The sequence below is a fragment of the Neisseria brasiliensis genome (assembly GCF_009671065.1).
In the GTDB taxonomy this organism is placed as follows: Bacteria; Pseudomonadota; Gammaproteobacteria; order Burkholderiales; family Neisseriaceae; genus Neisseria; species Neisseria brasiliensis.
The window spans coordinates 2,324,986-2,350,732 of the sequence record NZ_CP046027.1; the positions used below are offsets into that span (position 1 = coordinate 2,324,986).

Sequence of the window (25,747 nt, forward strand, 5' to 3'; positions counted from 1 at the left end):
AAGCGTTTAATTAAAAAAAGGCCGTCTGAAACAGATTGTTTCAGACAGCCTTTTAATTATGGATAAGCAGTCTGAGACCTTTGCAAAATCCCCATCTTTGGTACATTTCTTCGTTGTGCGCTGATCGAAAGCTTGCCTATCTTTATGATATGTCTGCGCTTTCTGTGCTGCTACAACTTTGAACTATACTCAAATCTAGGGTTTTGTAAAGGTCTCAGTATTTAAGCAGCTAACCACTCATTAATCGCAGCTTCTAAGCGTTGCATGGCTTCTTGCAAATCTTCATCGTTCAGCAGCAGACTTGGGGCAAAGCGCACGACATTTGGACCGGCAACCAGCACCATCAGGCCGTGTTTTAAGGCGGCGTTGAAGATTTCACCGGCACGGTTTTCATATTGATCGGCCATCACGGCACCCAGCAGCAAGCCCATGCCGCGGACTTGTTTGAATACGCCGGTGCGCTCGCCGATTTGTTGTAAGGCCGTCTGAAGTTTTTCGCCTTGAGCTTGTACATGGCTTAAGGTTTCAGGCGAGTTGATGATGTCGAACGCGCGGTTGGCAACGGCGCAGGCTAATGGGTTGCCGCCGAAGGTAGAGCCGTGTGTGCCGGGGCCAAAGGTTGGGGCGATGGCATCGGTGGTGACAATCGCGCCAATCGGAAAGCCGCAGCCGAGCGCTTTGGCCAAGCTCATGATGTCGGGTTTCACGCCGTAATGCTCGTAGGCAAACAATTTGCCGGTGTGGCCGACGCCGGTTTGCACTTCATCAAAAATCAGTAAGGCATTATGTTGGTCGCACAAGCGGCGGGCGGCTTCGAGATATTCTTGTGTGGCAGGCAAGATGCCGCTTTCGCCTTGAATCGGCTCGATAATCACCGCGCACGTTTTTTCGCTGATGGTGGCTTCGAGCGCGGCGATATCGTTAAACTCAACATGGGTAATGCCTTGCGGCAGCGGTGCGTAATCTTGGCTGTATTTTGGCTGGCCGCCGACAGATACGGTAAACAGCGTACGGCCGTGGAAGCTGTTGACGCAGGCGATGATTTCGGTTTTGTGTTCGCCAAAATGGTCGCGGCCGTGTTTGCGGGCAAGTTTCAGCGCGGCTTCGTTGGCTTCGGCGCCGGAATTGCAGAAAAACACTTTGTCGCCAAAGCTGTTTTCTACCAAGCGGCGAGCCAAATCTTGCGCAGGTTGGGTGGTGTAGATATTGGAAATGTGCCACACTTTTTGCGCTTGCTGGTTCAGCGCGTCAATCAGCTCGGGATGGCTGTGACCCAAAGCATTCACGGCGATGCCGCCTGATAAGTCAATCAGCTCACGACCTTCGGTATCCCATACGCGGCTGCCCGAGGCGCGCTCGGGAATCATTGGGGCGAATGAGAAATTGGGGGTGAGATAGTTGCTCATGGCGGCTTCCTTTATTGAAATGGGTTGGCTGTTTTTTATAAAAATGAGCCTTTGATTATGCGCCGATTGTTAACGATTTTCAAGACAAAAGGCCGTCTGAAAACGATATTTTCGGACGGCCTTTAATCATCGCAATCAAATCGAATATTCGATTAATTCGTTTTGCGAGAAGATGTAGATTTGCTTCGGCACCAAAGCCAGCTCGCTGCCCACGGCCAAGGCCAATCGGGCGGCATCGCTGCCGGCTAGGGTGATGTGCACGTCGCGGTTGTCGTGTTTGACGGTGACGTGGGTCAAAGCGCCGACAGCGTGGATTTTTTCAACCGCGGCGGTCAGCATCGGCGTTTGGCCGGCTTGGGCGATTTGCCATTCGTGCGGGCGGATATAGCCGGTGGCCAATTGTTCCTGCCATTTGTATTGGCGGTCGAGCGGCCATTGGTAGCTGCCGTAATGCCACACTCCTTTTTCGATACGGCCTTCGAAGGCATCGGTTTCGCCCAAAAATTCAGTGACAAACGCATTTTCCGGCTGGCGGTAAATGTGGTCTGCGCTGCCGGTTTGCTCGATGTGGCCGTGGTTCATCACCACAATTTCATCGGATACTTCCAAGGCTTCTTCTTGGTCGTGGGTGACGAGAATGCTGGTCACGCCGAGATTATGGTGAATGTCGCGCAGCCATGTGCGCAATTCTTTGCGAACCTTGGCATCGAGCGCGCCGAATGGTTCGTCCAGCAGCAGTAATTTGGGTTCTACCGCCAAAGCGCGGGCAAGGGCGATGCGTTGGCGCTGGCCGCCTGAAAGCTGGTGCGGATAAGATTTGGACAAATGCGAAAGCTGCACCAAACCCAATAATTCTTCTACTTTGGCGCGGATTTTTTCTTTGCTCGGGCGCTTGCTTTTCGGCAATACGGTCAAGCCGAAAGCCACGTTGTCGAACACGTTCATGTGGCGGAACAAGGCGTAATGTTGGAATACAAAGCCGACTTTGCGGTCGCGCACATGTTTGTCGGTAACGTCTTGGCCGTCGAACAGAATCTTGCCGTTGTCGGAAGTTTCCAAGCCGGCAATGATGCGCAACAGCGTGGTTTTGCCGCAGCCGGATGGGCCGAGTAGCGAAACCAGTTTGCCGGTCGGCACGTTTAGATTGATGTTTTTCAGCGCGTGGAAATTTCCGAAATGTTTGTTTAAGTTTTCAATGGTGATGCTCATGCGTTTCTCTCCGCTGCGGCGAGTTTTTTCTCTTGCATTTTGGTGATGAAGTTTTGTATGGCTAAGGTGGCTAAGGCCAATAAGGCCAATACGCCGGATAGGGCAAAGGCACCGGTAAAGTTGTATTCGTTGTAGAAGATTTCTACCAAAAGCGGGATGGTGTTGGTTTCACCGCGAATATGGCCGGACACCACGCTGACGGCACCAAATTCACCCATGGCGCGCGCGTTAGTCAGAATCACGCCGTAGAGCAGCGCCCATTTGATATTGGGCAGGGTCACGCGCCAAAACATTTGCCAGCCGCTCGCGCCCAAAGTCAAGGCCGCCTGCTCTTCGCTGTCGCCTTGCGCCTGCATCAGCGGAATCAGTTCACGCGCCACAAAGGGAAAGGTTACAAACAAAGTGGCCAACACAATACCCGGAATGGCAAAAATAATCTGAATGCCTTGCGCTTCGAGCCAGCCGCCCAAAACAGTGTGTGCGCCAAACAGCAATACAAACATCAAACCGGCCACCACCGGAGACACGGAAAACGGCAAATCGAGCAAAGTCGTCAGCAATTGTTTGCCGCGAAAATCAAAGCGCGTGAGCAGCCAAGCCATGGCAATGCCCAACACAGCATTCACCGGCACCACAATGGCAGCGGTAATCAAGGTCAATTGAATGGCCGACCATGCTTCGGGATCGGTAATCGACTGCACATACAAATCCCAACCGCCTTTTAGGGCTTCGTAAAACACCGCCACCAGCGGCACCACCAGCATCACCAGCAGGAATAGCAAGGCAATCGCGGTTAAGGTGAAACGCAGCCAGCGCGGCTCGGTTAGGTTTGGATTGGAAGAATGGGTTTGCATAATCAATATCTTTTTTCTATTCCAAAAGTTTCAGACGGCCTATCAGGCTTTGGCGCCGGCACGTTTGCTTAATGCCCATTGTGTTACGTTTAAGGCAAATAAAATCGCAAACGAAATCATCAGCATAAATAACGCCACCGCCGATGCACCCTGCACATCAAATTGCTCCAGTTTGCCGGTAATAATCAACGGCAAAATCTCGGAAACCATCGGAATATTGCCCGCAATAAAAATTACCGAGCCGTATTCGCCTGTTGCGCGGGCAAACATCATACCTGCGCCGGTGATCAAAGCCGGCATGATTTCCGGCAGTAACACGCGGCGAAAAGTGGTGAAGCGGTTGGCACCCAAAGTGGCCGCAGCTTCTTCGTATTCGCCTGATAATTCCTCCAATACCGGCTGCACGGCACGGACGATAAATGGAAGGCTCACCACCACCAGCGCAATCCAAATACCAATGGGGGTAAAGGCAATTTTGATGCCCAAAGGCTCGAACCATTGGCCGATCCAGCCATTCGGCGCGTATAAAGTTGCCAAGGCAATACCGATGACGGCGGTAGGCAGGGCAAAGGGTAAATCCACCAAAGCATTTACCAGACTTTTGCCGGGAAATTCATAGCGCACCAACACCCACGCGACCAAAGTGCCGAACACGATATTGGTCAGCATGGCGTAAAACGACATTTTCAGAGTCAGCCATACCGCTGCCAAAACATTGGGCTCGGCGATGGTTTGCCAAAAAGCCGTCCAACCGATTTCGCCGGCTTTGGCCGCCATCATGGCAAACGGCAACACGACCAAAAGCGACAAGCACAACACGGTTAGCCCTAAGCTGATTTTAAAACCGGGTAAGACGCTGGGGGTTTTCAGTAATAACATGGTTTGATAACAGAATAGTGATTATGGGCGTCACTTTATAGAAGCCGTCTGAAAAAGGGAAAGAATGGTTTGTTTATTGCAAAGATGATTTTGTTATATATGCTTGTGGGGGATTGGTTTCGTTAAATATAAAAAGGCCGTCTGAAACTCATGTTTCAGACGGCCTTTGAAGACAATAGCTTATGCGGCAAACTGTCGGCTAAATTCGATAAATTCCGCTTTTTTGGCTTTAGCCTTACCCGAATCAATCGCTTCTTGGGCGGCTGCGACACCAGCAGCCAAAGAGTCCACTACGTTGCCTGCATACAAAGCCGCGGCAGCGTTGAGCACCACAATGTCGCGCGCCGCACCGTGTTCACCGTTTAAGACGGCATCCATTTTTTGCAGCGATTCTTCGCTGTTTTCCACGCGGATGTCGTCAAGGTTGCGGCGGATTTCCATGCCGAAATCTTGCGGGTTGATGTCGTATTCATGGATGGTGCAGTCTTTCAATTCGGCCACGCGAGTATTGCCGGTAAGGGTGATTTCGTCCAAACCGCCTTTGCCACAGACTACCAGCACATGTTTCGAACCCAATTGCTGCAATACGCGTGAGAGAATGCCGCACAAATCAACGTGGAACACGCCCAAAAGCTGGTTCGGCGCACCTGCCGGATTGGTTAATGGACCTAAAATATTGAAAATGCTGCGGAAGCCCAATGAGCGGCGCACCGGTGCAACATGGCGCATGGCGCTGTGGTGGTTTTGTGCAAACATAAAACCAATGCCGGTTTGCTCTATGCTTTGGGCAACTTGTTCGGGCGATACATTCAACACCGCGCCCATTTGTTCCATTACATCGGCCGCACCGCTGAAAGAAGACACCGAGCGGCCGCCGTGTTTCGCCACTTTGGCACCGGCTGCGGCCGCCACAAACATGGCCGTGGTTGAGATATTGAAGGTTTTTGCACCATCACCGCCTGTGCCGACGATATCGACCAAATTATCGGCATGGTTCACCGCCACTTTGGTGGAAAACTCACGCATCACGGCTGCGGCAGCAGTGATTTCAGATACAGTTTCCACTTTAATGCGCAAGCCGGTCATAATCGCCGCGATTTGCTCCGGCGGCACTTGACCGCTCATGATTTGGCGCATCAAATCGGTCATTTCATCGTAAAAAAGCTCGTTGTTGCTGATTAAACGTTCAATTGCCTGTTGCGGCGTAATCATGTGTTTTCCCTTCGGTATTTCAGATAAATGTTATGCGCTTTCTTGCAGCGTAGGCTCAGGTTTAGGCGGCGTACCGGCAAGCCAAGCACACAGCATTACCGAGCTTATGCAAAACCACAGCCAAATATAAGCCAATGCAGACCCAAAATCGGAAGGCGGCAGCCAAATGGTGTGCGCTTCCATGTAGTGGGTAATCATTTTAAACAGCCATGCGCCGATCACAATAGCCAAGAAAACAGCGGTGGCGCAAAAGCCGATAATATACCCGCCGCGTTTGTTGCGGTAAACCCGTTTGTCCACGCAAATGGCAACGGTAAGCAAAACCAAAGGTAGGCAGGTCAGGGTGGCATACAGCAGAATTTCAAAAAGATGGGCAGGTATGCCGGCAGGTGGTGGATGATAACCGTCTTGCCGTTCGGCCCATCGGAGAATCTGCCAATTGGCTTCGATAACGAGCAATGATACGCCGAAACCGCCCATGAGTGAATAGAGAAGCACTTGGCGGCTGGGATAAGATGGAGTGGCCATTACGCGGCAATATCCTTATTATTCTTGCCATAAATTATGGATTTGCCGATAGTGCAAATTTGAAATTTACGGTGGTTTGTGGAATCGATATTGAGCAAGCGTATGGCCGAATGTGTCGTGCCGAAAGGAGTTTCAGCACATAAAGAGCATAGATTATGAGGCCGTCTGGACATATTTTCGGATAAATAGATTCAGACGGCATTTATTATATGAAACTTCAGACCGCTGTCATGGCGGATAGTTCATTGAAATTGAATTTTTTATTCAAGCAGCTTGAGCTTGGGGGCGAAAATCTTTGAATTCTTCCAAGAAATTACGCAACATGTCGTGGCCGTGTTCGGTCAACAAGGCTTCGGGATGGAATTGCACGCCTTCGATGGCATATTGCTTGTGGCGCACGCCCATGATTTCTTGGTCATCCGTCCATGCGGTAACTTCAAGGCAATCGGGCAGGGTGTGGCGATCGATCACCAAGCTGTGATAGCGCGTGCAAGTCACGGGATTAGGCAAACCTTTAAACATGCCCTGATTGGTGTGATGAACCGGCGAAACTTTGCCATGCATTAAGGTTTGCGCACGCACTACATTGCCGCCAAACGCTTCGCCGATGGTTTGATGGCCGAGACACACGCCCATAATCGGCAGCTTACCGGCAAAATACTGCATGGCGGCCACGGAAATGCCTGCTTCTTTCGGTGAACACGGGCCGGGGCCGATAATCAGGTATTGTGGTTTGAGCGCGGCGATTTCTTCCAATGTAATGTCGTCATTACGGCGCACCACGACTTCTTGGCCGAGTTCGGCAAAATATTGCACGATGTTGTAGGTGAAGCTATCGTAGTTATCAATAAAGAGTAGCATTTAATTTATAACCTTTTGATTTATATATGATAAATTGATAATTTATCTGCTTTATACCCCATTGTTTACCCCCTTATTGATTGGCTGGTTTCAGACGACCTAATTTTTCACCAACGCCAAGTTATCGGGATCATTGATAAACAACCACATTTTTTCATCGGTGGTAAACACGCCGTTGCGAATGAGATAGTGCAAATCGTGTTTGACTTGTGCATCGGCTTTGCGTATCACCACGCGCATATTGTTGCGGAATGCAGCCATTTCAAGAATTTTGGCGGCAAACTTCGGCTGGTGTAAACGGGCATGGGCGAGCGGATTGCGGTGGATGTATTCATTTAATTTGCGGGCGCTGCTTTTGAAATCGGTGTGCAGCGGGTCGATGAATACGATGTGAAACGGCATCCGGCTGAGGTAATCGTGTTCGATATCCATCATCTGCGCCTTTTCTGTTAAATCTTGAATGATGTTTATCTTATCAGCAATTCAGGCCGTCTGAAAGAATTTTTGCGTGGGGAAATTCTTTCAGACGGCCTGTTTTCATGCTGCATTGCTTTACGGCAATTTCGGTTTGACTTTCACGCTTAAAGGCAGATGGTCGGAAAGCATTTGCCAGTTGCGGCTGTTGTGGATTTGGGTTTCCATGATGTCCAAATTGCGCGTATAAACCCGGTCAAGGCTCAGCAGCGGCATGCGGGAAGGGAAGGTTTTCGGGCGTTTGCCCTTGCTGTCGAGAAACACTTCATCTAGGTTGAGGGCTTTGCCCAGCGAAATGGCCGATTTATAGCGCCAATCGTTGAAGTCGCCGGCAATAATCAATGGGCTTTGGGTATCGATGTGTTGGCTGACGTATTCAAAAATCGTCTGATATTGCTTGGCGCGGTCGGGTTCACGCAAATTCAGGTGGGCGCACAAACACACTAAAGGAACATCCCAGCCTTCCGGTAATACTTCGCAATGCAACATGCCGCGCTGCTCGTGTTTATTGACTGTAATATTCAGATTATTGCGGGTTTCTAGCGGTAGATGGCTGAGGATGGCATTACCGTGGTGGCGTTGCGGATAGATGGCATTTTTGCCGTAGCTGCGGTTGAAAGAGAGATGGTTACCCAGCACATCATAATGCGGCTCGCTCGGGTATTCGAGAATTTTGCTGCTGCGGTTGGTGTGCATACCTTGCACTTCTTGAAGAAACAATACATCTGAATTGAGCGATTGCAAGGCATCGCCCATGCTGTCGAGCTGGTATTTGCGGTTGAGCGCAGACATGCCTTTGTGCATATTGTAGGACGTAATGGTAACGGGACGTGGTGACATGACGTGACCTCACTGTGTGTTTTGTTATGCGTCGGCTCATGATTGGATTTTTATTGAAGCCGACTGTTTTCCTCATTACAGTATAACACCATAAACGCTATGGTTTTTTTGCGCTATGTAAAAAAACTTCATTTTTAGCAAGCACTAATAAGATGAAAGGCCGTCTGAAAACTAAGTTTCAGACGGCCTTTCATACGCCTAAATACTAAACATTAAGACTTGGCTTTGCTGCGGCCTTTGCGTTTGCCGGCATGCTCACCGCTGCTTTTCACTTTGACTTTCACGCCTTTCTTTTTCGATGATTTTTTGCTTTTTGCTGCTTTAGGTTTGGCAGCTTGCTTGTGCTCATCCGTTTTATGGCGTGAAGGTTTTTGCTTAGCGGCAGCCATTTGCTCGTCAATTTCTTTAGTCGACAGTTTTTTACTGCGGGTTTGGGCTTTTTCGGCTACGGCGGGCTGTCTGCTTTCGTTTTTGGCGGCAGCACGTGAATTTGAGCGACGGCTTTTTGTGCCGTTTTCATTGCCGTTTACCAATACCAAATCAATCTTGCTGGTGTCTAAATCGGCACGGGCAACCTTAACCATCAATTCATCGCCCATGCTGAAGCGCACCCCACTGCGTTCGCCTTCAATGGCCATGATTTCCGGACGGAAATTGAAATAATCTTCGCCTAAGTCGCTGATGTGCACCAAGCCGTCGATGTGGATGTCGTCTAAGGTGACAAAAATGCCGAAGCTGGTCATGCCGGAAATTTTGCCTTTGAATACTTCACCCACTTTATCGCGCATGTAATAAGTTTTCAGCCAGTTTTCAACGTCTTTGCTGGCATCATCGGCACGGCGCTCGCAGAACGAAGTATGCACACCCAAGGCCTGCCATGTTTTTTGCGGCGTGTATTTTTCGCCTTGCAACACGGCCTTAATGGCACGATGCACGGTCAAATCCGGATAGCGGCGGATGGGTGACGTGAAGTGGGCGTATGATTCGTAAGCCAAGCCAAAGTGGCCATCGTTATGAGGTTCATATACTGCCTGTTGCATCGAGCGCAACATCATCACTTGTAGCAACTCTTCATCCGGTCGGCCTTTGAATTGCTGCGCCAAGGCGGCATAATCTTTCGGGGTCGGTTTATCGCCACCGCCCAAGGTCAAGCCCAGTAAACCCAATTGCTCGCGCAAGGTCGCCAATTTTTCCGGCGTTGGGCCTAAGTGGTTGCGGAATAGGGCGGTATGTTTGTTTTTCAGCAGAAAATCTGCCGCACACACGTTCGCCGCCAGCATACATTCTTCAATCAGCTTATGCGCATCATTACGATGCACCGGCACGATTTTTTCGATTTTGCCATTGTCGTCGAAAATCATCTGCGTTTCCACGCTTTCAAATTCGACTGCGCCGCGATCTTGGCGTTTTTTCTGCAGCACTTGGAAAAGTTTATATAAGGTATCGATTTGCGGCTTCAGCGGATTATCAGAACCTTCTTGAATCCATTGCCATACTTGGTTGTACGTCAAGCGGGCGTGGGAGCGCATCACCGCCGGATAGAATTTATATTCTTTCACATTACCAGCATAAGTGATGGACATATCGCAAACCATACACAAACGCTCAACATCAGGATTCAGCGAGCAAATGCCGTTGGAAAGATTTTCAGGCAGCATCGGAATCACGCGGCGCGGAAAATACACGCTGGTGCTGCGCTCGATGGCATCATTGTCAATCGCATCGCCCGGGCGCACATAATGGCTGACATCGGCAATCGCCACTACCAAGCGGAAATTGCGGCCGATACGCTCGGCGTACACCGCATCGTCAAAGTCACGCGCGGTTTCGCCATCGATGGTCACCAAAGGCAAATCGCGTAAATCCACGCGGCCTTTCAAATCGCTTTTACGCACATGATCAGGAATTTTTGCAGCGGCTTTTTGGCAGGCTTCGCTAAATTGGTGTGGCAAATGATGCTTGCGTACGGCAATTTCGATTTCCATGCCACTGTCGGCATATTCGCCCAACACTTCGATGATTTTGGCTACGGCAGGGCGGTGCAATTCAGGGTAGCTTTCGATTTCGGCCACAATCACTTGGCCGGATTCAGGCTTAAATTGCGCCACGCTTTCAGGCTCTAACACAATGCTTTGGGTTAAGCGTTTGTCTTCTGCTTCCAAAATCGCAATGCCGCGATCAATATAGAAACGACCAACCACTTGAACCTGCGCACGCTCAACAATATCCAGCACCATGCCTTCGCGGCGGCCGCGACGGTCGATACCGGCAGGGCGCACGGTGACAATATCGCCATGCATCACGCCGCGCATTTGGCGTTCGTATAAAACAAAATCGCCTTCGCCGGTTTTTTCCAGCGGCACAGCAAAACCGAAGCCGTCTTTATGCGCTTCGACACGACATTTAACCAAGGCCAGTTTATCCGCCGCACACACTGCGCCGCGACGGTTAATCAATACCTGACCATCACGCGCCATGGCTTTCAGACGGCGTTCGAAAAATTCGTATTCTTCTTCTTTGATAGAAAGCTCGCGTGCCAAGGCATCGATTTTGGTTGGCACGCCTTTTTGTTCTAATAATTCAATCACCCACTCTCGGCTGGGCAACGGCTCAGCGTAACGTTGCTTTTCTCGCTCTAAGTAAGGATCTTTTTCTCGTAGATTTAATAATTTAATTTTTTTATTCATTTTTACAGTTGACATTCTTCGTTGTAAATATATAATAGCCACTTCGTTTTCAGCAGCACCTTCGGTACTGTAACGTAAAACGATAAATAAAGCAAAGCCCAGGTGGCGGAATTGGTAGACGCGCTAGCTTCAGGTGCTAGTGTCCTCACGGGCGTGGAAGTTCGAGTCTTCTCCTGGGCACCATGATTGGTCTCTTTGCTTTAACAATTGAATGCCCAGGTGGCGGAATTGGTAGACGCGCTAGCTTCAGGTGCTAGTATCCTCACGGGTGTGGAAGTTCGAGTCTTCTCCTGGGCACCAAACTTCCGGTTTGAAACCGGATTTTTTATTATTTGCGTGATGTGAATCGGCAAATAATCTATCTTATAGAGGGGTGGATGAGTGGTTTAAGTCGCACGCCTGGAAAGTGTGTATACGTTAATAGCGTATCGAGGGTTCGAATCCCTTCCCCTCTGCCACGAATATAAATCCCAAGTCATGAATGACTTGGGATTTTTTATTATTCATGTCCAGTATTTTTAAAAAATATTTGAAAATTACGCTTATTTTTAATTACTTATTTCATTTATTCAACGCTATACAAAGCGGCTGAAACGGTGTATCCTTGCACTTATCTAATACATTCATAAAATATGTATCTTTAAAAAAGGCCGTCTGAAAGCCTTTCATCAACACAAGGAACCTGACCATGACCGATTTTACCGTTTGGGAAACTGCGCCTTTTAATGCCACCATCGACCATATTTTGCAGCGTTACCATAATGTGCATCGCGCGCAATTTGATGAGCTGGTGCCGTTAGCGCAAAAAGTGGCAACAGTGCATGCCGATACTTTTCCGGCTGAAATTGCCGAGTTGCTGGCCTATATGCAAAATGAATTATTGAGCCACATGATGAAGGAAGAACGTATGCTGTTTCCGATGGTGAATCAGGGCGTGGGGCGTGGTGCGGCAATGCCGATTAGTGTGATGATGCACGAACATGAAGAACACGATAAAGCCATCGAACGCCTGCGCAAATTGACCAACAATTTTGAAATTCCGGAAAATGCTTGTGGCAGCTGGACGCGCTTGTACCGCTTAGCAGAAGAAATGGTCAATGATTTGACCGACCATATCCATTTGGAAAACGAAGTATTTTTCCCTCGTGTGTTGGCTTCTTAAGCTGCCTTTATCAAACTAAAAATGCCGTCTGAACGTTTTCAGACGGCATTTTTTCAGACGGCCTGTTGCTCTGCTTCAAAGGCCAACAACACTTGTTTGACCTCATCCGCTTCTTTCAAAGTTCGCACCCGCTCAAACAAATCTTGCGCTTGCGGAAATTCTTTTTTCATCATGCCGAGCCATTGTTTCAAACGCGCCACGGGGTATTTGTTGTTGGCTTCTTTGGCAACACACAAATCAAAGAAGAGATTAATCCAACTGGCGATTTCGGCAAAATCGGTGGGCTTTACCGTTTCACCATACTCGTATTGTTTGATTTGTCGTGCCAAATCCGGCCGAATGACCGCACCGCGTCCCAACATCACGCTGTCGCAACCGCTGACTTCTTTAATTGCTAAATAGTCTTCCAGCGTGAACACATCGCCGTTTGCCGTGACCGGAATCGAGACTGCATCACGGATTTTGCGTACCCAATCCCAGTGCGCCGGCGGTTCGTAACCTTCAACTTTGGTGCGGGCATGTACGGTCAACCCGCATGCGCCGCCTTCGGCAATCGCGGCGGCGCATTCTAAAGCCAAATCGGTATTTTCAAAGCCCAAGCGCATTTTGCCGGTTAGCGGAATATGTTCGGGCAGGCGGCTGCGCAGGGTTTTGACGATGTGGTGAATCAATTCCGGCTCTTTCAGCAAAACCGCACCGCCTTTGTGTTTGTTGACGGTGGGGGCGGGGCAGCCGAAGTTTAAATCGATTTTGTCGGCACCAAAGCGCACGGCTTCCAAAGCATTGACGGCCATATTGTCGGCATCGCTGCCTAAGAGTTGCACGGTGCACGGTGTGCCGGCAAAAGTTTGGTTACCGTTGGCAATTTCCGGCACATATTTCAGCCATGTGGCGCGGGAATGCACGGTGTGGGTGATGCGCACAAATTCGCTGACACACTCGTCGTAACCGCCGATACGCGTTAACAAATCACGCATCACGTCGTCGCATAATCCTTGCATAGGGGCGAGCAGCAATCGCATAGTCAATAGGCCGTCTGAAAAATGAAATGCGTATTGTAGCGGTATATCGGGTAAAATACAGCCGTTTAAGATATTTTTCAGACGGCCTGACCATGATAAACACAAGAATTCCAGCAACTGCCGCCATGTTGGTAAAAAATTCCGAACGCTATTTGGTGGAAGTGCTGACCGCGCTGGGCGATTTTGATGAAGTTTTGCTGCTCGATAATGGCTCGACTGACCGCACATTCGAGATTGCCGCGCAATTTAAAAATGTCAGCTATTTCAAGCATGATTTTATCGGTTTCGGCCCCATGAAAAACATGGCTGCTCGTTTGGCGCAAAACGATTGGATTTTCAGTATCGACAGCGACGAAGTGCCCGATGCGGAATTAATCGACAGTATTCGCGCCGCAGTGTCGGAAAATGACCCACAAAGTATTTATACCTTGTCCCGCCTGAATCATTACAACGGCCGTTTGATTAAAGGTTGCGGCTGGTATCCGGATATTCTGCCGCGCCTTTATCATCGTCGTTTTACCCGCTTTTCCGACCGTCAAGTGCATGAATCTTTGATGATTCCCAAAGATGCGCAAAGCTATTCTTTATCAGGCCGTCTGAAACATTATTCTTTTGAAAACGCAGAAGGCTTGATTCAAAAAATGCAGCAATATTCTTCGCTGTATGCCGATGAAAACCGCTTTAAAAAGAAAACTTCACCAGCCAAAGCTTTGCTGCACGGCGGCGTGTCGTTTATTAAAAATTATTTCCTGAAACGCGGTTTTGCCTATGGTTCAGACGGCCTCACCATTTCAGTGGCTAACGCGCAAGGTTCTTACTATAAATATGTGAAGTTGCATGAGCGTAACCAAAATCTGAAAGTATCGCTGATTATTACCACCTATAACCGGCCGGATGCGCTTGCATTTGTGTTGCAATCGGCTTTGTCGCAAACTCGTTTGCCTGATGAAATTATTGTAGCCGATGACGGTTCAACCCGCAAAACGGCAGATGTGATTCAATACGTTAACCGGCAAAGTCCGGTGCCGGTGAAGCATTCTTGGCGGCCTGATGATGGTTTTCGTGCCGCAGAATCGCGCAATCGTGCATTGGCGATGGCAAAAGGCGATTATATTGTGCTGATTGATGGCGATATGTTGCTGGATGCATCATTTATTGCCGATCATTTAAAATTGGCACTCAAAGGCCGTTTGGTACAAGGTTCACGCGTGATTTTGACTGAAGCGCGCACGCAAGAAATTTTGGCTTCCGAACAATTGCCGAATCTTTCTGTGTTTGATTCAGGCATTGAGAAACGCCTTTCTGCTTTAAGATGCCGTTGTTTGTCTGCATTGGTCGGTAAAAACGGCAGCCAAAACCACCGTGGCATCAAAACCTGCAACATGAGCTTTTTCCGCGAAGATGCCTTAGCTGTAAACGGCTTTAATAACTGGTTTGTCGGCTGGGGGCGCGAAGACAGCGAGTTTGTTGCCCGCTGCTACCACAATGGTATGAAACGCCACAATCTTAAATTCGCCGGCATTGCGTATCACTTGTGGCATCACGAAGCCGAACGCGATTCTCTGCCACAAAATGATGCGCTTTTAGAGCGTACTTTAGAAACGCAGCAAATCCGTTGCGAAAGCGGTGTGAATATGTTTTTGAAGGAAAACAGCTAATCTAAATGATAGGCCGTCTGAAAAATGCTTTTCAGACGGCCTTTTTAATACAACAGATTACGCTTAAGTCAAAAATCAAACAGTTTGTCATCATAATTTAGTTTACCTTCTTACATATAGCTAAAATGTCAAAACAATATCAATAAGAAAACGCCACATGACACAGACAACCGAAAATCTTTATCAACAAGCCCATCAATTTTTGTTGCAATCGCCGCCGGACTACGCGCAAGCAGCGCAATTATTGCAGCTCGCTGCCAAATCCGGCCACAGCGAAGCGGCTTTTCAGCTCACTGCCTGCCTGATTAACGGCCATGGCATTGCAGTGGACTTTGCCGCCGGTGTTGAGTATTTAAAGCAAGCGGCCAGAGCGGGGCATGTGTATGCCCGTTATAATCTGCTGCAATTGCAAGAATCGGAAAATGCGGATATTCAAACCCTTCTGCCACACTATATCGAATTGGCCGAACAAGGTTTGGTGCATGCGCAATTGCGCTTGATGCGTGCATTTAACGAGATGGGGCAAGCCCAGCAGGCATTGCTGTGGGCAAATAAAGCAGCGGAGCAAAACCATCCGCAGGCACAATATTTTGTGGCGCAATATCACCAATATGCTGCCGAACCTGATTTATATAAAGCGCATCAGCTTTACCGTTTGGCTGCCGAGCAAGGTTTTGTCGCGGCGCATTGGCAGCTTGGGCTGCAATACAAGTTGGCACAAGGTGTGGCAAAAGATTTAACGCAAGCAAGGGCGCATTTGCAGGTTGCCGCACAACACGGCATTGCGCCTGCACAAACCGCATTGGCTGAGATTTTGTTGCCGCAAAACAGTGTCGAAGCCTTGACTTGGTTTCAGACGGCCGCTGAAAACGGCGATAACGATGCCCATGCTGCTTTAGCAGAAATTTATCTTTTGGGTCAAGATGTTGAGCGCGATCCGCAAAAAGCGCAGCATCATGCTGAACAAGCCGCTGCCAACAATCACCCGCAAGCTTTACGTTTATTGGGTGATATTTACCGCTATGGGTTGGGCGTGGCTGCGCAACCGCAAAAAGCTCGTGAATATTATCGAAAAGCGGCGGATTTGGGCGACATCTCAGCGCATCAAAAATTATTGTCCGACAGCGCCTTGAACGACCATCAGCATTATGAAGCAGCCAAACAAACTGCTTTACAACGCCAGCAAGCAGAAAGCCTTTATCAAAAAGCCTTTGCCGCGCATTATGGTTTACAGCGCAGCCAAAGCTATGCCGAAGCCTTACCACTTTACCTCCAAGTAGCCGAATTAGGGCATACCAAAGCCAAAACCAATTTGGGCATGATGTATTACAGCGGTCAGGGCGTTGCGAATGATTTCAGCCAAGCCGCGCAATGGTTTGAATCTGCTGCCGAACAGCAAGATACGATGGCGCAATACAATTTAGCTTGTCTCTATTTTCATGGCATGGGCGTGCCGAAAAATCCTGCAAAAGCCTGTAAATGGCTGCAACAAGCGATTGACAATGGCCATGAGCAAGCCGATGTGTTGAAAACATTGTTGGCACAATGGCAACAGGCCGTCTGAACGCATAAGCCCAAAGAAAAGGCCGTCTGAACAAGCATAATCAGGTATAATTACGCACCATATTCCAAGCTGTTTGTTTCAGACGGCCTTTTTATCTTGATTGTAAAGATTTAACCAGCATGACAGATTCCACTCAAAATCACGAAGAAAACCAAGTGCCTGCCGAGCATTTGCGTTCTATCCGCAGCTTTGTTTTGCGTCAAGGTCATATGACTGCAGCGCAACAGCGCGCCATCGATACCATGTGGCCGCAATTCGGTGTCGACTATCAAGATGCCATTATTGATTTAAACCAACATTTCGGCCGCGACAATCCTAAAGTTTTGGAAATCGGCTTCGGCATGGGTACGGCTACGGTCGAGATTGCCAAGCGTTTGCCGGAAACGGATTTTCTAGCAATTGACGTACATGGTCCTGGTGTCGGCAATATTTTGAAACTGATTGAAGAAGAGCAAGTCGGCAACATTCGCGTGATGCGCCATGATGCTGTGGAAGTGGTTGAAAATATGCTGGCTGATGGCGCATTATCAGGTATTCACATCTTTTTCCCTGACCCGTGGCACAAAAAACGCCACCACAAACGCCGTTTGGTGCAAACACATTTTGTTGAAAAACTATTGCCTAAATTAGCTATCGGCGGCTACATCCACATGGCGACCGACTGGGAAGAATATGCTGTGCAAATGCTGGAAGTATTAAGCGGTTTCGACAGCCTGCAAAACACGGCTGAAGATTACGCGCCGACACCGGATTACCGCCCGGAAACCAAATTTGAAGCCCGCGGCAAACGCTTAGGGCATGGTGTTTGGGATTTGGTGTTCAAGCGCATTAAATAAAATATAAAAAGATAAAAAGGCCGTCTGAAATAAATATGGGGCTTAGGAAGCAAAAATATTAAATTGGGTTATTTCGAAGCATCTTCATTAATATTTTACCTAAATCTTCATGCCGGTGGTTAAACCTAAACTCCGTTTCTTTGAGATGCAGATAAAACATCTCTTTGGAAATACCATGAAATTTAGCCAAACGCCCCTTAGCATAACTCCAAAAAGATTCAATACCATTGATATGTTACTTTCCTCGAGCAAACTCATTGGAACCATGATGGATACGGTAATGCTTCTCATAGCCCATATCGACAAGACCGTCATATGCTTTCCAGCCGTCAGTATTGATTTCACTGTCAGCAGATATGTGACCGCGTATGACCTTGATTAGTGAGGCTTTCGAAGCGTCGGGAACGATTTCCGTATAGACCACGCCATTGCGTTTCAGTATGCCAAATACGATGGTTTTACCTGACGCTCCGCGACCGCGCTTACCCCTGATACGTCGCGCACCAAAGTAAGATTCATCTAATTCGACCACACCGGACAGTGGTGAGCTTTGTTCGCACAGAGCAGCAATCCTGTGTCTGATTTTCAGGAAAATAGGATTGATACTGCGTACACTAATGCCGGTCATTTTAGCAGTATCGGAAGCGGTCAAATCAAGAGCGAAACAGCGGATTATTTCTCTAAACTTTTGCTCTGAAATTTTGCTGAACTTTTGATACTTATTTTTTAGTTTCATATTAGGAGCTTATCAGGTTTTTTGATGATTTTGCTTCCTAAGCCCCTAAATATTTTCAGACGGCCTTTTTATATTGATAAAACTCACCAAATCAACGTAATTCGCGTGAGTCTTTCCAACCATCGCTGGTTTTAACCAATGTGGCTGTCTGCACACGCACTTCATCCAATGGCAATTTGGCATTGCCACCGGCTTTCAATAAATTACCGATCCATTTTTCCGGCACAAATTTTGCTTCGTAAGAAACACGCGAAACAGTCATGCCGTTGGATGGGCTAGGCTCGGTGTACCAATTGATTTTATTGACTTCTTGATGGCCGATGCAGAAATGCGGCATTTTTTCTTTGGCGCGGGTTTGTTTTTCGCCTTTTTCAGTCAGCTTATAAACCAATACTTTGACAGTTTCATCGCTATTGGCAGCAACCGGCATGGTTTCTTTAGATTTTTCGTAGAAATCTTCTTTTTCCAGAATACTCAATTGCTTCAATGCAGTTTTGTTGATGTCGTTGCCTTTACGGTCTTTTTCCGCCAACTTGATTTCAGGCGTACCAATCGGCACTTGCGTGAAGCTGTCGTTGCCGCGCGGATTTTGCACATTCAAAACCAAAGGCAGGCAAATACCTTGATTTTTGGCATATTGATTGATGGTTTTTTCAAATAAAGAATTGCTCGGTTTTTCGTCTGAACAGCCGGCCATAAGCACAGCAGCGGCAATTAAAGAAAGCGTGACGGTTTTTTTCATCGGGTCGCTCCGTAATGATGTCGTGTGTCGGAATATCGGCCAAAGCCATTGTTGTTTATTCTACCGTATTTTGTGGCAAACTGTACAAGCTCTCGGTAGAATGGCAGGGCAAAAATCAATGAAAGGCTGAACATGATTAAATTATATGGTATTCCGAATTGCGACACAGTTAAAAAAGCCCGCGTATGGCTGGCGGATAACGGTGTAGAAGCCGAGTTTGTCGATTTCAAAAAATCACCGCCGACACCTGAATTGATCACGGCATGGTTGTCACAAATCCCCTTAGAAAACTTGTTGAACAAACGCGGCACAACATGGCGTAAATTAGATGAGCAAACGCAGGCACAAGCCGCCGAGCAGGAAGGTGCTGTCCGCATTATGGTTGACAATCCAAGCGTGATTAAACGCCCAGTATTGGATAAAGACGGCCAATTTTATGTTGGCTTTTCGGCCGAGCATTATCAGCAGATTTTTGGCTGATTAAGTTTCAGACGGCCTTTGATTTGAGTCAAACGATATGCACGATTTCGCTATTGAATAGGGCCATTTATTTAAAGCGTATGATGGATAAAATTAAATCGTGATTTAAATTTTGTTCTCATTAAATCAATTGGATAAGTATGGTTATCTCATCAAATCCGCATAATAGGCAAATGGCCGTCTGAAACGATTGTCAATATTGTAATGAAAAGCTATCGGCAGCCACTAGGCATGGGCTATGAGTTGCAGTATGATGTTTGGCGATGTAAAAGAATTTTAAAAAAAATTTCCTGTTAAGTCAGGCTGTTTGATATTTTACCTTAATCGGAGCAGGCATTATGTTGACTCAAACCCAGCAGGTCGATTTGACCCTTCAGCACTTAAAAGAGCGTGTATTGACGATTTATACGCCCGAGCAGCGCGCAAGTATTGAGCGTTCGGAAGATTGGCAAAAATTCAGCGAGCGTTTGCAAACGCATTTTCCGAGCTTAATGTATGAGTTGGATAATGTTTACGGCAATAACGAAGCCGTTTTGCCGATGTTGGAGCAATTATTTGCCCAATCATGGCAAAGCTATTCGCAACGTGCCAAATCGCTGAAGCAAACCGATGCCGCTCGTGAAGCCGATCCGGATTGGATTTTGTCGAATAAACAAGTCGGCGGTGTGTGCTATGTGGATTTGTTTGCCGGTGATTTGCAGGGTTTGAAAGCAAAAATCCCTTATTTCAAAGAATTGGGACTGACTTATCTGCACCTGATGTCGCTGTTTAAATGTCCTGAGGGTAAGAGCGATGGCGGCTATGCTGTGAGCAGCTACCGCGATGTCAATCCTGCTTTGGGTACGATTGACGATTTGCGCGACGTGATTGCGGCTTTGCACGAAGCCGGTATTTCGACGGTGGTGGATTTTATTTTCAACCACACGTCAAACGAGCATCATTGGGCAATAGAGTGCGCGGCCGGTAATCCGTTGTATGACAATTTCTACTATATTTTCCCCGACCGCTGGATGCCCGACCAATACGACCGCACCTTGCGCGAAATCTTCCCTGACCAGCATCCGGGTGGTTTCTCGCAATTGGAAGATGGCCGCTGGGTATGGACAACCTTCAATTCCTTCCAATGGGATTTGAACTACAGCAATCCATGGGTATTCAATGCCATGGCCGGTGAGATGATGTTCTTGGCCAATTTGGGCGTGGACATTCTGCGCATGGACGCGGTGGCCTTTATTTGGAAACAAATGGGCACTACTTGCGAAAGCCTGCCGCAAGCCCATGCTTTGATTCGCGCGTTTAATGCTGTGATGCGCATTGCCGCACCCGGTGTATTCTTCAAATCCGAAGCCATTGTTCACCCTGATGAAGTGGTGCAATACATCGGCCAAAACGAATGCCAAATCGGCTACAACCCATTGCAGATGGCCTTGTTGTGGAATACCTTAGCCACGCGTGAAGTGAACCTGTTGCACCATGCGCTGACTTACCGTCACAACTTGCCGGAACACACTGCGTGGGTGAACTATGTACGCAGTCATGACGACATCGGTTGGACATTTGCCGACGAAGATGCCGGCCAATTCGGCATTCACGGCTACGATCACCGCCAATTTCTCAACCGCTTCTTTGTCAATCATTACGATGGCAGCTTTGCCCGCGGTGAACCATTCCAATACAATCCGACCACAGGCGATTGCCGCGTGAGCGGTACGGCGGCGGCTTTGGTGGGTTTGGCGCAAAACGATCCGTTTGCCGTTGACCGTTTGAAACTGCTCTACAGCATCGTGATGAGCACCGGCGGCTTGCCGTTGATTTATCTGGGCGATGAAGTCGGTACCTTAAACGATACCGATTGGTCGCATGATGAAAACAAACGCGACGACAGCCGTTGGGCGCACCGTCCGCGTTACAACGAAGAGTTGTACAACCAGCGTCACGATGAATCGACCACGGCAGGCCAAATTTACCAAGGTTTGCGCCACATGATTGAGATTCGTCAAAATAATCCGCGTTTTGATGGTGGACGTTTGGTCACGTTCTACACCCACAATAAACATGTGATTGGCTACATCCGCAACAATGCGCTTTTGGCCTTTGCCAACTTCAGCGAATTCCCGCAAACCATTACTGCACACGCATTGCAGGCGATGCCGTTCCAAGCTAAAGATTTAATCAGCGGCGAAACCGTGAAATTGAATCAAGATGTGGAATTGCGTCCGTATCAAGTGATGTGGTTGGAAATCGCATAATGTTTCGCATTTGATTAAAGCGATTTAGAGGCCGTCTGAAAACTTGTTTTTCAGACGGCCTTTTTTGGTTTCAAAATGATAATTTTTAAGGGATATGCTTTTATTAAAGGGAAAACGAAGCTCTTTTTAGGAGATAAGACCCCTAAAAAAATAATATCAACTTTACGTTTTTTATATAAATTACTCAAAATACTGTTGAATAGGACATAAATGTGAATTACTTCAGTGAAATTATGTTTCAAAAAATGTAGCCGACATAAATCAGTAATCTAGTGGCATGTAGTAGTAAGTTTAAATAATTTAACCTTTACAGGGTGATAGATATAAAATTGATTTAAGCGAGTTTATCATCAATCTTAACCTTTTATCACATGTAGTTTTATATAACATTATGAATTTAAATAATTTACGACTAAATAATATTAACAATTTATTGAAGGCTCTGTAATAAAATAAATTCTTGACCTGAAATTAAGTTCAAGTAAAAGCAGAATCTGAGTTTCGGTAAGTTACATACATATAAGACGAAATTCGTTAAATTATGTTAAACCAGCTTCACAGATAATGCAATTTTTTAAGGAGTTTGCAATGAGTCAACAATATACATGGTTACACATCGGCCTTGGATCATTTCATCGTGCGCATCAAGCATGGTATATCAATGAATTGATTAAATCTGGCGACGACAGTTGGTCGATTGCGGCAGGTAATATCCGCAACGACAGCGAACACACTGTGGAAGCAATGTTGGCTCAAAACGGCGAATATGTCTTGGAAACCGTCAGCCCGCATGATGAGCGTGAATATGAAGTGATTAAATCCATCAAGCAGCCGATTCGTTGGGCAGCCGATTTGGCGTCGCTGATTGCCGTGGGCGCGGCGGAAAACACTAAAGTTATTGCCTTTACCGTTACCGAAGCGGGCTATTATCTCGACAGCAAATTCAAGCTGGTACAAAATGATGTGGCTTTACAGGCGGATTTGCAGGGCGGTCATGAAACCATCTATGGCGTGATTGCCAAAATTCTGCGTAAGCGTATGAAACTTTCAGACGGCCGCGTGACTTTATTGTGCTGCGACAACGTGCGCCATAATGGCGAGCGCTTCCATGACGGTTTGGTGGAGTTTCTACAATTGACCAAGCAAAACGACTTGATCGATTGGCTAGCGCAAAACGCTACTACGCCGAATACCATGGTTGACCGCATTGTGCCGCATCCTGCCGAAGATTTGTCTGCGCGTATCAAAGAAAAAACCGGCATCGACGACAGGGCGCCCGGTTATGGGCGAAACCTTTATTCAATGGGTCATCGAAGACAACTTCAAAGACAATATCCGTCCTGCTTTGGAAAAAGTTGGCGTGGAATTAGTGGAGTCGGTGATTCCTTACGAAGAAGCCAAAATCCGCGTATTGAACGTGCCGCATGCAGCGATTGCATGGGCGGGTACTTTACAAGGTGAATTGTTTATCCACGACAGCACTTTAAACGACAAAGTGCGCCAAGTAGCCTACGACTATGTCACCGAAGACGTGATTGCCAGCTTGGGCAACGATTTGATTGATTTGGGCAAATACCGCGACGTGGTGCTGGAGCGTTTCACCAATCCGCACATCAAAGACACCAACCAACGCGTGGCGGCCGACGGCTTCTCAAAATTCCGGCGCAAATCCAGCCGACCTTGATTGAGCGCTACAAACAAGGCGCGCGTCCGGCGGCAACCGCATTGATCCCGGCGATTTTCTTCGTCTTTATGGAGCAATGGCACCAAGGTAAGCTGCCTTATGCCTATCAAGACGGTATTTTGGATGAAGCCGCGGTGCATGCGATGTTTGAATCTGATGATCCGATTCATGTTTTCGCCACTGACAAAGCCTTGTTCGGCGAATTGTCTGCCAATGCCGATTTTGAAGCCTTGTTGCGCGAACAAGTCGCCAAAGCACGCGAATTTGTGAAATAAACCGAATAGGCCGTCTGAAAAGAAAAAGCTTTGAAAGATGTCTTTCAGACGGCCTTTTATTGCTTGAAGGAAATCATTATGTATCTCGGTTTAGATTACGGCACATCCGAAATCAAAGCTTTATTGCTGGATGAACACGCCAATATCGTGTGTACACACGGCTTGCCGCTTTCCATTCAACGCCCGCATCCACAATGGTCGGAGCAGTCGGCGGCAGAATGGTGGCAGGTCACCAACGACTTGATGGCGAAAATGCGTGAAAAAGCCGGTGAGGCTTGGTATTCGGTCAAGGCCATCGGTTTATCCGGCCAGATGCACGGCGCGGTGTTACTGGGCAAAGACAATCAAGTGTTGCGTCCGGTAATTTTGTGGAACGACACCCGCAGTGCAGAAGAATGCACCGAATTGGAAGCTGCTGTTCCTGATTTGCACGACATCACCGGCAACTTGGCCATGCCCGGTTTTACCGCACCGAAATTATTGTGGGTGAAAAAACACGAGCCGGAAATTTTTGTTCAGACGGCCTCGGTATTGCTGCCGAAAGACTACATCCGCTTTTTGATGACTGGTAAAAAAGTATCCGAAATGTCGGATGCAGCCGGTATGTTGTGGCTGGATGTGGCCAAGCGCGATTGGTCGGATGAAGTATTGGCCGCCACAGGTTTGACCCGCGAACACATGCCTGCCTTGATTGAAGGCAGTGACAACAGCGGCACGCTCTTGCCGGGAATTGCTGAAAAATGGAGCTTGAGCGCTGAAGTTGTTGTGGCGGGCGGTGGTGGCGACAATGCCGCCAGCGCGGTCGGTGTCGGTGCGGTCAATCCGGGCGATGCGTTTATTTCGCTGGGCACTTCTGGCGTGGTGTTTGTGGTGAATGAAGCCTATCGTCCTGCGCCTAAAGATGCGGTGCATTGCTTCTGCCACGCTTTGCCTAATCGTTGGCATCAAATGAGTGTGATGTTGAGTGCGGCAGCCTGCTTGAGCTGGTATTGCAAACTGATTGGCGTGAGCGAGGCTGATTTGCTGGTTGAAATCGCCAGTTTGAGCGCGGAACAAAAAGCCAATGCGCCAATTTTTCTGCCGTATCTTTCAGGCGAACGTACACCGCACAACGACCCGTTTGCCAGCGGTATTTTCCATGGTATCCGCCACAGCAGCGACCGCGCAGTAATGGGCTATGCCGTGATTGAAGGTGTGGGCTTTGGCATTGCCGACGGTGTGCGTGTATTACAGGAAAGTGGCACGCACATTGCACAATGTTCGTTATTGGGTGGCGGCGCACGCAGCTCGCTCTGGGTAAAACTGCTGGCCGATACGCTGCAACTGCCGATTGTGACGCATAAAGGTGGCGAAACCGGCGGCGCATTGGGTGCGGCACGTTTGGCGGCTTTAGCTGTCGGTGCCGATGAAAAAGAGGTTTGTACCAAGCCTGAAATTGCACAAGTGTTTGAACCAGAAGCCGCTAATGCGGATTATTTGGCCGAGCGGTATGCGCGTTTCCGTGCTTTGTACCAACAAGACAAAGCTTTTAGACAAGCCGAGGCCGTCTGAAAGTTTTGAAAGTATTTTTATCAATGATAAACAAATGATGAATGCCGTCTGTTCGCTTTCAGACGGCATTTATTGAATCTCAAATCAAAGGATGATGATGAATAAATTAGAAACAGAAAACAAACAATGGCTGGGCATGCCCTTGAATTTGGTATGGGGCTATCTTGCCATTGCCCTGTTTATGACCGGAGACGGTTTTGAGTTGGCATTTTTGTCGAAATACATTACCGATTTAGGCTTTACCGAAGCGCAATCTTCTTCCGCTTTTGCGGTTTATGGTTTCGCTGCCGCGCTGTTGGCTTGGATTTCCGGCGTGTTGGCCGAGATTATTACGCCACGTAAAACCATGATTATCGGTTTTATCATGTGGTGTGTGTTTCACGTGTTGTTTTTGATTTTTGGTTTGGCTGTATTGGTATGGCGGTATCGTCACTGGTGTTTTACTATTTGCCTCAGTGGTACAACAAAGTTGCACCGGCAGGCGTAGAAGGCGCATCCACTTCCGAATTTATGATGGCGTGGATTCCAGCGATTTTGCTGGGTTGGTTTGTGGCGGCGTTTGTGCCAATGACGGCGGTATTCACTACTTTAGAACCAAAACACCAAGGCGCGGCCATTTCGGTGTATAACTTGTCAGCCGGTTTGTCTAACTTTGTGGCTCCTGCGATTGCGACTTTAGTGTTGCCAATGTTTAGCTTTATCGGCGTGGTTTATGCTTGTACTGCTTTGTATATTTTTGCTTTCTTCGTTACCTTCTTGTTGCGTGTGAAGCAACCGGGCTTCGATATTTACGGACGAAAAGAAACAAATGCTTAATTTGTAAACCCGATCAGGCCGT

Annotated in this window: 24 protein-coding genes, 3 tRNA genes and 1 pseudogene; 15 read left to right on the forward strand and 13 right to left on the reverse strand. The window is 47.9% G+C overall.

Annotated features, from left to right (window positions below):
* Window positions 1–221 precede the first annotated feature (221 nt).
* The 10 genes from GJV52_RS11640 to rnr all read right to left on the reverse strand — a co-directional run bounded on the left by GJV52_RS11640 (window position 222) and on the right by rnr (window position 10,965).
* Complete coding sequence (locus GJV52_RS11640; protein WP_100563742.1) at window positions 222–1,406, reverse strand: acetylornithine/succinyldiaminopimelate transaminase; 1,185 nt, start codon at window positions 1,404–1,406, stop codon at window positions 222–224.
* A 135-nt stretch (window positions 1,407–1,541) separates the two neighbouring features.
* Window positions 1,542–2,615 carry a sulfate/molybdate ABC transporter ATP-binding protein gene (locus tag GJV52_RS11645; protein WP_095503679.1) on the reverse strand — a complete coding sequence of 358 codons (1,074 nt, stop codon included), beginning with the start codon at window positions 2,613–2,615 and terminating at the stop codon, window positions 1,542–1,544.
* A complete protein-coding gene (gene cysW / locus GJV52_RS11650; protein WP_100563740.1) occupies window positions 2,612–3,469 on the reverse strand; it encodes a sulfate ABC transporter permease subunit CysW in 858 nt (285 codons plus the stop codon). The genes GJV52_RS11645 and cysW overlap by 4 nt, the downstream gene beginning before the upstream one ends.
* Before the next feature lie 42 nt (window positions 3,470–3,511).
* Window positions 3,512–4,348, reverse strand: a complete 837-nt coding sequence (cysT, locus tag GJV52_RS11655; RefSeq protein WP_095503677.1) for a sulfate ABC transporter permease subunit CysT — start codon at window positions 4,346–4,348, stop codon at window positions 3,512–3,514.
* A gap of 180 nt (window positions 4,349–4,528) precedes the next feature.
* Complete coding sequence (trpD, locus tag GJV52_RS11660; RefSeq protein WP_095503676.1) at window positions 4,529–5,560, reverse strand: anthranilate phosphoribosyltransferase; 1,032 nt, start codon at window positions 5,558–5,560, stop codon at window positions 4,529–4,531.
* A 30-nt stretch (window positions 5,561–5,590) separates the two neighbouring features.
* Complete coding sequence (locus GJV52_RS11665; RefSeq protein WP_095503675.1) at window positions 5,591–6,088, reverse strand: hypothetical protein; 498 nt, start codon at window positions 6,086–6,088, stop codon at window positions 5,591–5,593.
* Window positions 6,089–6,352: 264 nt separating this feature from the next.
* Complete coding sequence (locus tag GJV52_RS11670; protein ID WP_095503674.1) at window positions 6,353–6,949, reverse strand: aminodeoxychorismate/anthranilate synthase component II; 597 nt, start codon at window positions 6,947–6,949, stop codon at window positions 6,353–6,355.
* Window positions 6,950–7,048: 99 nt separating this feature from the next.
* Window positions 7,049–7,381 (reverse strand): hypothetical protein, encoded by a 333-nt coding sequence (locus tag GJV52_RS11675; protein ID WP_095503673.1) that lies wholly within the window; start codon window positions 7,379–7,381, stop codon window positions 7,049–7,051.
* A gap of 120 nt (window positions 7,382–7,501) precedes the next feature.
* Entirely contained in the window at window positions 7,502–8,263 is a 762-nt protein-coding gene (locus tag GJV52_RS11680) for an endonuclease/exonuclease/phosphatase family protein (RefSeq protein WP_100563738.1), read from the reverse strand.
* A gap of 212 nt (window positions 8,264–8,475) precedes the next feature.
* A complete protein-coding gene (gene rnr / locus GJV52_RS11685; protein WP_195690044.1) occupies window positions 8,476–10,965 on the reverse strand; it encodes a ribonuclease R in 2,490 nt (829 codons plus the stop codon).
* Window positions 10,966–11,046: 81 nt separating this feature from the next.
* Here rnr and GJV52_RS11690 point away from each other — a divergent pair.
* The 4 genes from GJV52_RS11690 (at window position 11,047) to dnrN (ending at window position 12,112) form a co-directional block, all read left to right on the forward strand.
* Window positions 11,047–11,133 (forward strand) — tRNA-Leu (locus tag GJV52_RS11690).
* Window positions 11,134–11,163: 30 nt separating this feature from the next.
* Window positions 11,164–11,250: transfer RNA gene (locus GJV52_RS11695), tRNA-Leu, on the forward strand.
* 67 nt (window positions 11,251–11,317) lie between these two features.
* Window positions 11,318–11,408: transfer RNA gene (locus GJV52_RS11700), tRNA-Ser, on the forward strand.
* A 230-nt stretch (window positions 11,409–11,638) separates the two neighbouring features.
* On the forward strand, window positions 11,639–12,112 hold the full coding sequence (gene dnrN, locus GJV52_RS11705) for an iron-sulfur cluster repair protein DnrN (RefSeq protein WP_095503671.1): 474 nt from the start codon (window positions 11,639–11,641) through the stop codon (window positions 12,110–12,112).
* A gap of 53 nt (window positions 12,113–12,165) precedes the next feature.
* On the opposite strand, the gene GJV52_RS11710 is transcribed toward dnrN, so the two are convergent.
* A complete protein-coding gene (locus tag GJV52_RS11710) occupies window positions 12,166–13,134 on the reverse strand; it encodes a tRNA dihydrouridine synthase (RefSeq protein ID WP_095503670.1) in 969 nt (322 codons plus the stop codon).
* Window positions 13,135–13,229: 95 nt separating this feature from the next.
* Between GJV52_RS11710 and GJV52_RS11715 the strand changes: the two genes are divergently transcribed.
* From GJV52_RS11715 to trmB, 3 genes are all read left to right on the forward strand, one after another.
* Window positions 13,230–14,792 (forward strand): glycosyltransferase family 2 protein, encoded by a 1,563-nt coding sequence (locus GJV52_RS11715; RefSeq protein ID WP_369832065.1) that lies wholly within the window; start codon window positions 13,230–13,232, stop codon window positions 14,790–14,792.
* Window positions 14,793–14,949: 157 nt separating this feature from the next.
* The gene (locus GJV52_RS11720) at window positions 14,950–16,356 is read left to right on the forward strand and encodes a tetratricopeptide repeat protein (protein WP_100563734.1); all 1,407 of its coding nucleotides are present in this window, start codon (window positions 14,950–14,952) and stop codon (window positions 16,354–16,356) included.
* A gap of 119 nt (window positions 16,357–16,475) precedes the next feature.
* On the forward strand, window positions 16,476–17,192 hold the full coding sequence (trmB, locus tag GJV52_RS11725; RefSeq protein ID WP_100563732.1) for a tRNA (guanosine(46)-N7)-methyltransferase TrmB: 717 nt from the start codon (window positions 16,476–16,478) through the stop codon (window positions 17,190–17,192).
* A gap of 58 nt (window positions 17,193–17,250) precedes the next feature.
* On the opposite strand, the pseudogene GJV52_RS11730 reads toward trmB, so the two are convergent.
* A pseudogene (locus GJV52_RS11730) lies at window positions 17,251–17,928 on the reverse strand (IS1595-like element ISNme3 family transposase).
* A 91-nt stretch (window positions 17,929–18,019) separates the two neighbouring features.
* Window positions 18,020–18,670, reverse strand: coding sequence for a hypothetical protein (locus tag GJV52_RS11735; RefSeq protein ID WP_095502749.1), 651 nt, complete (start codon window positions 18,668–18,670; stop codon window positions 18,020–18,022).
* A gap of 132 nt (window positions 18,671–18,802) precedes the next feature.
* Between GJV52_RS11735 and GJV52_RS11740 the strand changes: the two genes are divergently transcribed.
* The 8 genes from GJV52_RS11740 to GJV52_RS13470 all read left to right on the forward strand — a co-directional run bounded on the left by GJV52_RS11740 (window position 18,803) and on the right by GJV52_RS13470 (window position 25,725).
* Entirely contained in the window at window positions 18,803–19,150 is a 348-nt protein-coding gene (locus tag GJV52_RS11740; protein WP_095502748.1) for an arsenate reductase, read from the forward strand.
* 338 nt (window positions 19,151–19,488) lie between these two features.
* Window positions 19,489–21,399 (forward strand): alpha-amylase family protein, encoded by a 1,911-nt coding sequence (locus tag GJV52_RS11745; RefSeq protein ID WP_095502747.1) that lies wholly within the window; start codon window positions 19,489–19,491, stop codon window positions 21,397–21,399.
* A 588-nt stretch (window positions 21,400–21,987) separates the two neighbouring features.
* Complete coding sequence (locus tag GJV52_RS13550) at window positions 21,988–22,860, forward strand: mannitol dehydrogenase family protein (RefSeq protein WP_198511409.1); 873 nt, start codon at window positions 21,988–21,990, stop codon at window positions 22,858–22,860.
* A complete protein-coding gene (locus GJV52_RS13400) occupies window positions 22,760–23,083 on the forward strand; it encodes a mannitol dehydrogenase family protein (RefSeq protein ID WP_198511410.1) in 324 nt (107 codons plus the stop codon). Before GJV52_RS13550 ends, GJV52_RS13400 begins: the two co-directional genes overlap by 101 nt.
* Window positions 23,080–23,358, forward strand: a complete 279-nt coding sequence (locus GJV52_RS13405) for a hypothetical protein (protein ID WP_229437050.1) — start codon at window positions 23,080–23,082, stop codon at window positions 23,356–23,358. The genes GJV52_RS13400 and GJV52_RS13405 overlap by 4 nt, the downstream gene beginning before the upstream one ends.
* A 78-nt stretch (window positions 23,359–23,436) precedes the next feature.
* A complete protein-coding gene (gene xylB / locus GJV52_RS11755; protein WP_095502746.1) occupies window positions 23,437–24,909 on the forward strand; it encodes a xylulokinase in 1,473 nt (490 codons plus the stop codon).
* A 97-nt stretch (window positions 24,910–25,006) separates the two neighbouring features.
* On the forward strand, window positions 25,007–25,396 hold the full coding sequence (locus tag GJV52_RS13465; protein WP_304528863.1) for an MFS transporter: 390 nt from the start codon (window positions 25,007–25,009) through the stop codon (window positions 25,394–25,396).
* Window positions 25,327–25,725: an MFS transporter gene (locus GJV52_RS13470; protein WP_304528864.1), complete on the forward strand. Its 399-nt coding sequence runs from the start codon at window positions 25,327–25,329 to the stop codon at window positions 25,723–25,725. The genes GJV52_RS13465 and GJV52_RS13470 overlap by 70 nt, the downstream gene beginning before the upstream one ends.
* Window positions 25,726–25,747: the final 22 nt, after the last annotated feature.

Coding starts and splice junctions, on each gene's coding strand:
- cysT (WP_095503677.1), bottom strand. CDS start 4,348: ATGTTATTACTGAAAACCCCCAGCGTCTTACCCGGTTTTAAAATCAGC.
- GJV52_RS11675 (WP_095503673.1), bottom strand. CDS start 7,381: ATGGATATCGAACACGATTACCTCAGCCGGATGCCGTTTCACATCGTA.
- GJV52_RS11670 (WP_095503674.1), bottom strand. CDS start 6,949: ATGCTACTCTTTATTGATAACTACGATAGCTTCACCTACAACATCGTG.
- trpD (WP_095503676.1), bottom strand. CDS start 5,560: ATGATTACGCCGCAACAGGCAATTGAACGTTTAATCAGCAACAACGAG.
- dnrN (WP_095503671.1), top strand. CDS start 11,639: ATGACCGATTTTACCGTTTGGGAAACTGCGCCTTTTAATGCCACCATC.
- GJV52_RS11745 (WP_095502747.1), top strand. CDS start 19,489: ATGTTGACTCAAACCCAGCAGGTCGATTTGACCCTTCAGCACTTAAAA.
- GJV52_RS13470 (WP_304528864.1), top strand. CDS start 25,327: ATGGCGGTATCGTCACTGGTGTTTTACTATTTGCCTCAGTGGTACAAC.
- GJV52_RS11665 (WP_095503675.1), bottom strand. CDS start 6,088: ATGGCCACTCCATCTTATCCCAGCCGCCAAGTGCTTCTCTATTCACTC.
- GJV52_RS11720 (WP_100563734.1), top strand. CDS start 14,950: ATGACACAGACAACCGAAAATCTTTATCAACAAGCCCATCAATTTTTG.
- rnr (WP_195690044.1), bottom strand. CDS start 10,965: ATGTCAACTGTAAAAATGAATAAAAAAATTAAATTATTAAATCTACGA.
- GJV52_RS13550 (WP_198511409.1), top strand. CDS start 21,988: ATGAGTCAACAATATACATGGTTACACATCGGCCTTGGATCATTTCAT.
- xylB (WP_095502746.1), top strand. CDS start 23,437: ATGTATCTCGGTTTAGATTACGGCACATCCGAAATCAAAGCTTTATTG.
- GJV52_RS11735 (WP_095502749.1), bottom strand. CDS start 18,670: ATGAAAAAAACCGTCACGCTTTCTTTAATTGCCGCTGCTGTGCTTATG.
- GJV52_RS13465 (WP_304528863.1), top strand. CDS start 25,007: ATGAATAAATTAGAAACAGAAAACAAACAATGGCTGGGCATGCCCTTG.
- cysW (WP_100563740.1), bottom strand. CDS start 3,469: ATGCAAACCCATTCTTCCAATCCAAACCTAACCGAGCCGCGCTGGCTG.
- GJV52_RS11710 (WP_095503670.1), bottom strand. CDS start 13,134: ATGCGATTGCTGCTCGCCCCTATGCAAGGATTATGCGACGACGTGATG.
- GJV52_RS11680 (WP_100563738.1), bottom strand. CDS start 8,263: ATGTCACCACGTCCCGTTACCATTACGTCCTACAATATGCACAAAGGC.
- GJV52_RS11740 (WP_095502748.1), top strand. CDS start 18,803: ATGATTAAATTATATGGTATTCCGAATTGCGACACAGTTAAAAAAGCC.
- GJV52_RS11640 (WP_100563742.1), bottom strand. CDS start 1,406: ATGAGCAACTATCTCACCCCCAATTTCTCATTCGCCCCAATGATTCCC.
- trmB (WP_100563732.1), top strand. CDS start 16,476: ATGACAGATTCCACTCAAAATCACGAAGAAAACCAAGTGCCTGCCGAG.
- GJV52_RS11645 (WP_095503679.1), bottom strand. CDS start 2,615: ATGAGCATCACCATTGAAAACTTAAACAAACATTTCGGAAATTTCCAC.